This window comes from Elusimicrobiota bacterium (assembly GCA_026388075.1).
In the GTDB taxonomy this organism is placed as follows: Bacteria; Elusimicrobiota; Endomicrobiia; order Endomicrobiales; family JAPLKN01; genus JAPLKN01.
Genome location: JAPLKN010000109.1, coordinates 1 through 9782 on the forward strand (window position 1 = coordinate 1; position 9782 = coordinate 9782).

10 protein-coding genes are annotated in these 9782 nt (G+C 36.0%); 5 read left to right on the forward strand and 5 right to left on the reverse strand.

Annotated features, from left to right (window positions below):
• Positions 1-114: 114 nt before the first annotated feature.
• From NT145_05820 to bioD, 5 genes are all read right to left on the reverse strand, one after another.
• Entirely contained in the window at positions 115-483 is a 369-nt protein-coding gene (locus tag NT145_05820; protein ID MCX5782204.1) for a four helix bundle protein, read from the reverse strand.
• Between the two features lie 167 nt (positions 484-650).
• Positions 651-1400, reverse strand: a complete 750-nt coding sequence (locus NT145_05825; GenBank protein MCX5782205.1) for an alpha/beta fold hydrolase — start codon at positions 1398-1400, stop codon at positions 651-653.
• 276 nt (positions 1401-1676) lie between these two features.
• Complete coding sequence (locus NT145_05830; GenBank protein MCX5782206.1) at positions 1677-2495, reverse strand: hypothetical protein; 819 nt, start codon at positions 2493-2495, stop codon at positions 1677-1679.
• A 94-nt stretch (positions 2496-2589) separates the two neighbouring features.
• On the reverse strand, positions 2590-4011 hold the full coding sequence (bioA, locus tag NT145_05835) for an adenosylmethionine--8-amino-7-oxononanoate transaminase (GenBank protein ID MCX5782207.1): 1422 nt from the start codon (positions 4009-4011) through the stop codon (positions 2590-2592).
• Positions 3990-4631 (reverse strand): dethiobiotin synthase, encoded by a 642-nt coding sequence (gene bioD, locus NT145_05840; GenBank protein MCX5782208.1) that lies wholly within the window; start codon positions 4629-4631, stop codon positions 3990-3992. Before bioD ends, bioA begins: the two co-directional genes overlap by 22 nt.
• Before the next feature lie 189 nt (positions 4632-4820).
• Between bioD and NT145_05845 the strand changes: the two genes are divergently transcribed.
• From NT145_05845 to NT145_05865, 5 genes are all read left to right on the forward strand, one after another.
• Complete coding sequence (locus NT145_05845; protein ID MCX5782209.1) at positions 4821-5774, forward strand: transposase; 954 nt, start codon at positions 4821-4823, stop codon at positions 5772-5774.
• Positions 5775-5866: 92 nt separating this feature from the next.
• Positions 5867-6886: a GIDE domain-containing protein gene (locus NT145_05850; GenBank protein ID MCX5782210.1), complete on the forward strand. Its 1020-nt coding sequence runs from the start codon at positions 5867-5869 to the stop codon at positions 6884-6886.
• A gap of 121 nt (positions 6887-7007) precedes the next feature.
• Positions 7008-7577, forward strand: a complete 570-nt coding sequence (locus NT145_05855; protein MCX5782211.1) for a LemA family protein — start codon at positions 7008-7010, stop codon at positions 7575-7577.
• 198 nt (positions 7578-7775) lie between these two features.
• The gene (locus NT145_05860; GenBank protein ID MCX5782212.1) at positions 7776-8516 is read left to right on the forward strand and encodes a hypothetical protein; all 741 of its coding nucleotides are present in this window, start codon (positions 7776-7778) and stop codon (positions 8514-8516) included.
• Positions 8506-9782 (forward strand): hypothetical protein (locus NT145_05865; protein MCX5782213.1); only part of this gene is annotated, 1277 nt, incomplete at its 3' end. The genes NT145_05860 and NT145_05865, both read left to right, overlap by 11 nt.

Below are 9782 nucleotides of genomic sequence, written 5' to 3' on the forward strand. Positions count from 1 at the left end.
AACTACCAGCAGAAAGACGGTTCTGTAGTAATTCCAGATGTCCTACGAGATTACACGAGATTTGAAAAGATTGAAGCAAAATAAAAGCGTGTAAAAGTGTAAATGTTATGAAGGTTAGGAAAGTTGAGATTTTAGATAGGTCATGAAACCTGATAATAATTTTGAAATAGTTACGATTTTTTTGTAAGCCTGACTAAACTGATTCTCGTTTATGTAATCTAAATCCCTGACCAAATATAATTGAGCCCTAAGTTCACCTGCTGAACCTTTAGCGTATTTTAAAAATAAAACAAATTCGCGGTTATTTTCTCTTTCAAAACCTTCCGAAATATTTGGTAGAATTGAAACAGCAGATCTTTGTATCTGTTCTTTCAATCCAAAATCCTTATTTAATTTACTGCTTGCGGTTAAAGAATAAATATCTTTAACAAGTCCTCGTGCTTCGCTCCAAACTTTTAAATCCTCAAATTTATCTATTTTCATTCTTTCAATACTTTCCTAACCCTGACACTTTTAGATGTTTCTTATGTGTTGCAGTTTGTTTTACTTTCTAAACTTTCCTAACTTTAAAACTTTTATACATATTTTGTGATTTTTCTTTCAGTTTTTACTTTCATAACTTTCTAACTTTCATAACATTTACACATTTTTTACTGTTTCTTCATCCATTCCATCAACAAATTATCAAATTCTCCGTCAAATAATTTTACACCGTGGCCGGATTCGCCTTCTATCAGTAAAGCCTGCTTGTTTTTCATAATTTTTTTATACAAGATAAGACTGCTTTTGTAAGAATATTCATCCTGGGGAGAAGCGCAAATAGCAATTTTTCCTTTTTTGTAAGCGTTGATATAATCAAGCGTATCAAAACCTATATATTCTAATCCTGGGGAAAGCAGTACTAAAGTTCCTACGTGGTTATATGATGAGCCGTAAATAAGGCTTATGTTTGCGCCTATGCTTGCTCCGATAAGCCCGATATTTTTTCGGCTGATCTTTTTTTCGGTAATAAGGTAGTTCACAACATTTGCAAGATCCACAATCATTTTTCCCCATTGGGATTTGGGGGTAGGTTTACCGAAATTTTTATAGTCAATGATAGTCCCGTCTTTTTTAGTGCTGCTTTCTCCGTGCCCTCTGGCATCGTACGCAAGAAAACCGTAACCGGATTCAGCCAGTATTGTTTCAAAGTAGTTCCATTCTTCTTTATTTGAGCCTAGTCCGTGCAAAAGAACAAAAACCTCGCCGTTATTTTCCTTAGGAGGTTTATAGACTCCGACAATTTTTAGTCCGTCACGGGTATAGAAACTGATTTTTTCAGTGGTTAATCCGGCTTGTGCATTTATTCCTGAAGCCAAAAACAAAAACTGAAAAAATACGAGCGCAAATAAAGGTTTCATAATTTAACTTGCAATTCCGCCCAGCTTGCTGGGCGCTTACCGAATAATTCCTTCTCCCTTGGCGGGTAAGTCTTTGGACCGAGCCTGCGAGCGAGGAAGAAGGGAAGGATGAGGGGGCTGAAATAGCTTTCATCCTCACCTCAATCTCTCGGAGCCATAGGCTCCTATGAGCCGAGGCCTCTCCCATCAAGGGAGAGGATGAAAGGAACCCGGTCATCTGATACTCCGTCCGCCCAGGGCGGACGGCGGGGATGTTCATTAAATGCCATACAAAGACTATTTTTTTACACTATTGTAGAAAGCGATTAAAACGCCTCCAAAACCTGTTACAGCTGCCAATTTCATAACAAGAAATCCCAAGAAGGGTATAAGACCGATAAGTCCAAGTACTAGAAGGCCCAAAAATGTCTCAAATAAAACCGATGTTTCTCGGAACTTAAAAGCCAATACGATTTTTCGCCCTGAAAATCTTGCAAAAATAAAATAGCCAATTAACATCGCTAAAGCAACAAAAATTATTTCAAGCGGTATTAAAACTATCCCGATTAATGAAATTAAAAGAAGAAATCCAACCGGCACAATCAATAATGATCCGATTATACCCCAAATAAAAGATTTTAATATGTTTTTATCAATTAATACCGTAATGTTCTGGGTAAGTTTCTGAAAAATTGCGACAAATAAAAGTGCAAGCGCCAAAAAGCCAAAAAACATTAAAATCTTTTTTCCAAAGAAATATTTTCCCTTACAGCAAGGGCCAGCGCCTGAAATACACATATGCCCAATTTCAGTAATATTCCCGTTTATTCTGGCTCTGGGATCCTTATTTACGGTCCCTTTAATTGATACAACATTTCTGCCAACCTGTGCTCTGGGCCCCAAAGTAACGGATCCGCCTATAGAAACAGCGTCCTGTTCCACAATTCCGTTGACTGTAACATCTCCCCAGATAGCCACAGCATTTTTCACGGTCATCCCTTCTTCAACTTTTACATTTCCGCCGATTTTAACATAGGTTTTCTCTGCAGCCGAGCAAACCGAGCCAAAACCTGCCAGTAAACCAAGGAGAACCAAAAAAGCGCTTAACTTTTTCATACAACCTCCCTTAATCCGCTCAAACCGAATTAACATTGAACTTCTCTGAAGTTCCTTTATCTATTCTGCAAAATAATTTGAAAGATTTCAAGTATTAATTAATATTTGAGCAGAATCGGATAATTGAGTTTTTTACTATTTCAATTATTTTAGTTATTTCTTTCTCAGATATGCTTAAAGGTGGCATTAAAACTATAACATTTCCTAAAGGGCGGAGAATCAAACCTTTTTGCCGGCATAAAGCGCAGACCTTGGCGCCAACCTTATATTTATCATCAAAATTTATTCTTTTAGCTTTATTTTTTACTAGTTCAATACCTGCCATCAAGCCAATTTGCCGGATATCGCCAACCCATTTGATATTTTTTAGCTTGTTCAATTCTTGCGTTAAATAGTCAATTTTCGGCTTGATTGTTTTTAATACTTTTTCCTTCTTGAATATTTCAAGATTTGCGATAGCTGCCCGGCACGCAAGAGGATTTGCGGTATATGTATGGCCGTGAAAAAATGTTTTGAATTCCTCGTACTTCCCCAAAAAAGCGGAATATATATTTTCAGTCGTTAATGTTGCGGCTAAAGGAAGATATCCTCCAGAGATTCCTTTAGAAAGGCATAAAAAATCACATTTTACATTTTCGTGTTCAACTGCAAACATTTTGCCCGTTCTGCCGAAACCCGTTGCCACTTCATCGCATATAAGAAGAACATTGAATTTTTTACAGAGCTGTTCAAATCTTTTAAGGTATCCTTTAGGAAATGTAAGCATTCCTGCAGCGCCCTGAATCATAGGCTCAATAATTGCTGCGGCGATTTCACCCTGATGTTTTTGAAGAATATTTTTAACTTCCGTTAAACAATTTCCTTCGCACCCCATAATTTTACAGTGATCGCTAAAGCTTTTGGCAGTTAATGGAAAGTTATGGTCATTTTTTCTATGAGGACATCTGTAGCAATAAGGCGAGGGAGCAAAATAAGTGTCAAATAGAAGCGGTTTGAACTTTGAATGGAATAAATCCATTCCTCCGACCGAAACTGAACCTATCGTATCCCCGTGATAAGCGTTTTTAAGCGATAAAAATTTAGCTTTTTTATTTTTGCTGCATTGGCACCAATATTGGTAAGCCATTTTTAACGCAATTTCAACTGAAGTTGAACCGTTATCCGAATAAAAAACCTTTTTTAAACCTTTGGGCGCAATCCTAATCAGTTCTTTTGCAAGTTTTATTGCAGGTTCGTGAGTTAAGCCAAGAAAAGTAGAATGCGAAACTTTGTTGATCTGATCTTTTAATGCATTATCTATTTCTTTTTTTCTGTGCCCGTGAACAGTTACCCATAGCGAAGAAACGCCGTCAAGATATTTTTTCCCATTGATATCGTATAAATAATTTCCTTTTGCCCTAGCTATAATCAAAGGAGGGTTTGGATCATCCTTAAGCCAATCGGCCATTTGCGAAAATGGATGCCAGATATATTTCTTGTCGTCTCTAGTAAGCGCTACTTTTTTCCTATTAGCCATAAATTGTTTTTTAAATTAATTTCTTCCTCATCTAAAACTTCTATCACAGGCAATCCGGTCAAATTTTTTATTATTTCGGAATTTGTTTTTTCTGCAAGAGTTAGTTTTTCTCCGGAGCTGAATACTATGCCAAGCACTTTAATCTTTTTTTGAACCAGTTTATCAACCGTTAATAATGTGTGGTTTATTGTGCCAAGGAAAGGCCTTGCAACAACCAAAACTGGCAAAGAAAATTTCTTTATCATATCCAAAACGAAAAAATTCCTTTTTATCGGGACCATCAAACCGCCGATACCTTCAACGAGCAAGAATTCATATTTCTTTTTAAGTTTTTTAAAACTTTTCCAGACCAAATCCATTTCAATAGATTTATTTTCTAGTTCTGCGGATACCAAAGGCGCAAGGGGGTATTTAAGAAATATTGGATTTACTAAATCAATGTCTTCTTTAATGCCCGAGGCAGAAAGCAGTTTTTCTGCGTCTTTTCTGTCTCCGGTGGCTATCGGTTTCATTACTCCAAACCTTATTTTGTTAGACTTAAGAGCTTTCGCAAGTGAACAAGCTATATAAGTCTTGCCTATGCCAGTATCAGTCCCGGTTATAAAAATACCTTTATGCATATTTATCCTTTTTTAGGGAAATTTAATCGGTAAGCAGGGATATTATAGCACTATCATTTTGCAATTGCAAAACTAAAAATAGGGGACGTAGTTAGATATTACGATATTGACAATGCTGGCTGCAAATGATAATATCTAAATATGCCAAGGCAAGGAAGAATAAACATTGAAGGTGGAATTTATCACGTAATGCAACGTGGAATTGAACGTCGGGAAATATTTAAAGATGATGATGACCGAAGAGAATTTCTTAGGCGATTGGGAGAAGGACTAAAACAAACGCAGCATAAGTGCTATGGTTGGGTGTTGATGCCCAACCATTTTCATTTGCTGATAAGAACTGGCGCAAGGCCTCTCAGCGATTTAATGCGGAAACTATTAACCGGGTATGCGTTATATTTTAACAAGAAGTATAAGAGGTGTGGCTATTTGTATCAGAACCGATATAAATCAATATTGTGCCAGGAAGAAGAGTACCTTTTGGAATTGGTAAGGTATATACATTTAAATCCGATAAGGGCAAAAATAGTAAAAGGGATACAAGAGCTCAGCAGTTATAAATGGAGCGGGCATTCAGTTATAATGGGTAAAAACAAAGTAGAATGGCAGAGTATCGGCGAGATATTGGAACGGTTTGGGAGATCAAAATCTGCGGCGACAAAAAAGTATGAGAGATATGTAGCAGAAGCAAAGGATATGACAAAAAGGGATGATTTAACTGGAGGGGGGATGTTAAGGAGTATTGGCGGCTGGAAAGAGGTGTTGAATTTGAGGGGAGCAAATGAAAAATGGTTGGCTGATGAGCGGATATTAGGAGACAGCGGCTTTGTAAATTCAACGTTAAAGCAAGCCGATGAGCAAATGACACGAAAAGCAAGACTAAAGAAAGAAGGATGGGATATAAACAGACTTGTAAAAAAAGTTTGTGAATTGCTAAATGTTGATGAGCACGAGATAAAGAGGGAAAGCAGAAGGAGTAAATTGTCGCAGGCGAAAAGCTTAATAGCGTATTGGGGAAACAAGGAATTAGGAATTTCTGGGGTTGAGCTTGCGAAATATTTTGGAATAACAAAATCGTCAATAAGCTCTGCAGTAAAGCGTGGCGGCAAAATTGCCTACGAGAATGAATATCGTATTATCTAACTACGTCCCCCATGCGTGTCCCCCATGCGTCCCCTACGTCCGAAGGCGGACAGGTGCCGAAAAGTAATTTAAAAATGTACTCCTAGAAAAATATGTATATTAACTCTAATTTGAATGCAAACTTTTTAAAAAACAAAAAAAATCTATTGGTAATAGTGCCAGCTATCGTATTTGTTTTTCTGGTCATTACGATATCCTTCAAATATTCGTCAATGCCCCAGCAAAAAAACTTGTTCGGCTATCTTCATGAGTTCGCAGTAATTTTCATTGGCTGCGGGCTTCTTTTTTGGGGTTTCAAGGAGCTGATGGTTAAAAGGCTCATTGAAAATACTCCGACATCCAAGATTCGTTCGGTTGCTATGGGCATAGCCGAAATAGTAGGTCTTGCAAGACTCAAGTATCCGTTGAAAAGCCCTTTAACTTATACTGAATGCGCTTATTACAGATATTTGATTGAACGCGAAAATACGGACAGCAAGGGAAGGAAATATTGGGTTAAGGAAGAAGAAGGAAGTTCGTCCAGTTATTTTTATATTGAAGATACTACAGGAAAAATACTAGTAGACCCTTTGAATGCTGAGATAATGCTAATTAGAGATTATCAGAATATTGAAAGCCATCGTTTTGCAAGAAAAAGGTATACTGAATGGACAATATGTTCCGGAGATTACGTCTATGTTCTCGGCACGGTAAAGAAGTTTAAGAATATGTTTGAAGAAAGAAAAATAAAGCTGAATGAGAAACTGCAGGCTTTAAAACAAGACGCGAAAAAGATGAAAGAATTTGATAAGGACGGCGATGGGGAAATAAGTATAGATGAATGGGATAATGCCAGGGCTAAAGCGGAAATTGAGCTTTTGGAAGAAGAGTTAAACAAACCCAAAGAAAATGAGGATGATATTGTTATAGGAAAAGGAGATTTTGAAAAAACTTTTATTATTTCAGATAGAGACGAAAAAGAAGTGGCTGGCAAAAAGATATGGAGCAGTATGTTAGGGATATTTTTTGGGATAGTTATTATTTCTTTAATAAGTTATTCGGTTTTAAACAGGGCCGAAATTATTAAAAACGGCTGGACAATACCCTGGGGCAGTTTTTACGGGTTTCATTAGACGTATTAAAATATTTTTATATCGGTCTTATGATGATTGGAGTTTTGCAAAAAATATTTTATAAGCTATAATATATTCATTGTAAATATTTATTCAAAGGAAAATTAATTAGGAGGAATATATGGGTACCTTAATATGGATTGTCTCAGGGATTTTAATTGTAACGGTTGTTTTATATTTCATCGGAATTTATAACCAGCTTATTCAGATTTTTGTTAATGTGGATAAATCCTGGTCAAATATAATGGTATTGGAAAAGCAAAGATATGACGAGATTCCTAAACTTGTAGAAGTCTGTAACGGGTATATGAAGTACGAAAGAGAAACTCTTGAAAAAGTAACTCTTGCAAGAACAAAATTTTTAGGAGCAACCACGCCTCCGCAAGTCGCTCAAGCGGGAGCGGATCTTTCAACAGCCTTAAAATCGCTTTTTGCAGTAAGCGAAAATTATCCGGATTTAAAAGCCAATAATAATTTCAGGCAGCTTCAGGAAAGAATAAGTTATCTTGAAAATCAAATAGCCGACAGGAGAGAATTTTATAACGATTCCGTAGCAATTTTTAACTCCAGAATAAAACAAATCCCCGACACATTTGTTGCCAATATGATGAACTACCAGTCTAAAGAAATGTATAAGGTTGCCGAGTCAGAAAAGCAGCCTCAATCACTGAAGTTTGACCTTCCAAAATAAATTTCCATCCTTCCGTTATTTTACAAATATTTTACATCTTCTTCACCCCTTTTTTACACTATTTTGGTATAAGATTACCTAATTGTTGTAAATAAACATAATAAAAGGGGGATTTATCTTTTTGGGGGTAATGAACTCAGCAAGTGCAAATTTCTTCGCTGGGTTTATTTATTTAAATTACTCTTCTCTTGCGTTCCTATGAAATTCAAAAAAGGAAAAAACATCTTATTACAGCTGGTTTTGATGCCATTTTTGGTTTGTAATGTCATTTTCCCGAAAAATATTTCTTTGGAGATTGACTATTCCACCTTAGCCGACCTTTTAAAAAGCCAGTCAACCATATTTGAATATTCTTCTTTTGCGGTACTTCCTTTAAAGATTGTCCAGGAATTGTTTGACCAGCACGGCTTGGCCAAAACATCTTCAAAAGAATCCAGAAAAGAAGACAAAAAACAGTCAAATACATCCAATGACTTGTTTACTTTTTCAGTTTTTAAAACGGTCAAAAAAGACAGCTGTTTTAAGAAAAATTGGCAAAATTCATTGAATTATCATATAAAAAGTTATTTTAGTGGAGTTGAAAACAACTATAAAAGATTTGATGAACATAGTAGCGGGGGGTTAGGCATCTTCCTATTGATTTTAATATGTATTTTATTACTCCCTAGAGGAAGTATTGAAGATTACTGTATGTCATTAATATGCAGATTTGAAAACACGGCTAAACGTTTGTTTGGCCGTGTTTTTTTTATTTACCCCGTTAGAGGAAAAGGGGAGCGTAGTTTGATATTTAGATATGGATTCATGTTATTGGCAATAAATTTTAAACGAATATCGTATTATCTAACTACGTCCCCAAATTCATTAAATAACCTGTCATTGTGGCAGGTATTTAGTAATAGAAAAAATAATTTAATTCGGAGGTATCATGGCATCTAAAAAACAAATCAAGGAGTTTTTCGTGAAAAAAACTGAAAAACTGTCAGGGCGTTTCAAAAAGTTAAAGTCCCAAATTTTATCAGCAATGTTTTATTGCCTGGAAACCGTTCAAAGCTTCAAAAAAGTCGTTGCAGTATTAACTGTCACGGCATTTTTGTTTACATCGGTATTCAGCCAGGCGTTACACGCGCTAGCTGTTACAGACGGGGACATTACAAGGCAGGTCAAGCTTACTTTAGACGGATTAACCATTCCCTATAGTCTCGGCAGGATAACGGACGGCAGATGTTTTGATTCGGATAAGGTGGTAATAAATATCCAGGATCTGCACTGCCACAGTGAAGTTCAAAGAAATATTTCAAGGATTCTTGAGCTTTTGGATGAAAAGTACCATCTCAACAAAGTATATATTGAAGGAAGTGCCGGAAATATAGATACTTCCTGGGTGAATTTGATAGAAAACAAAGCTCTCAGGGAAAAGATTATAAATACATTTGTTGAAGCGGGAAGAATTTCAGGTACTGAATACTATTCAATCAAGGCCAATAAGCCCCATCTTCTGGTAGGCATAGAAAACAATGAGCTTTATAAAGAAAATGTCCTGCGATTGGGAAAGATAATAGAATCTCAAAAAGAAATTCAGGCCAAGATGCCTCAAGTTAAGCAGAATCTTTCAAAATTGAGGGAAAAATATTTTGAAAAAGGCAACGAAAAACTGGATGAATTAACGGCCAGATACTCGCAAGGCAAAATATCAAGCGAAAAATATTACAAGCTTCTGACTAAATATGCAGATAAACAGCAAGTAAATCTTTCAGATTTTCCGAACATTAATGAATATCTTGTTCTTATTAAGGAACAAAGGCATATCAATTATAAGAAAGTCAGCAAGCAGCTTACCGATCTTATAAATCAACTTAAAGAAAAAATGCCCTATGCAACCTACAAATTCCTGCTTGAAAAAACAAAAGATCTGTCTCACATGGATCAGCTTTATTCAAATCTGCTTGAACTTTCAAACCTTTATAAGATTAATTTGGAATATCAATTTCCGGAGCTTAATAAATTCTTAGGATTCGTAAAGTCTAATCAAAATATCAATCCTTTGGAGCTTGTATCGGAAGAAAGAGGATTGATAAGAGAACTTCATTACAGCTTTTCAAAAACTATTGCGGAACAAGAAGTAGCGTTTATTTCTGATTTTTATTCTTTCCTGGAATCCTATCTTGAAAATAAGATTTCCGCAAAAGACTATGCATTCTATAC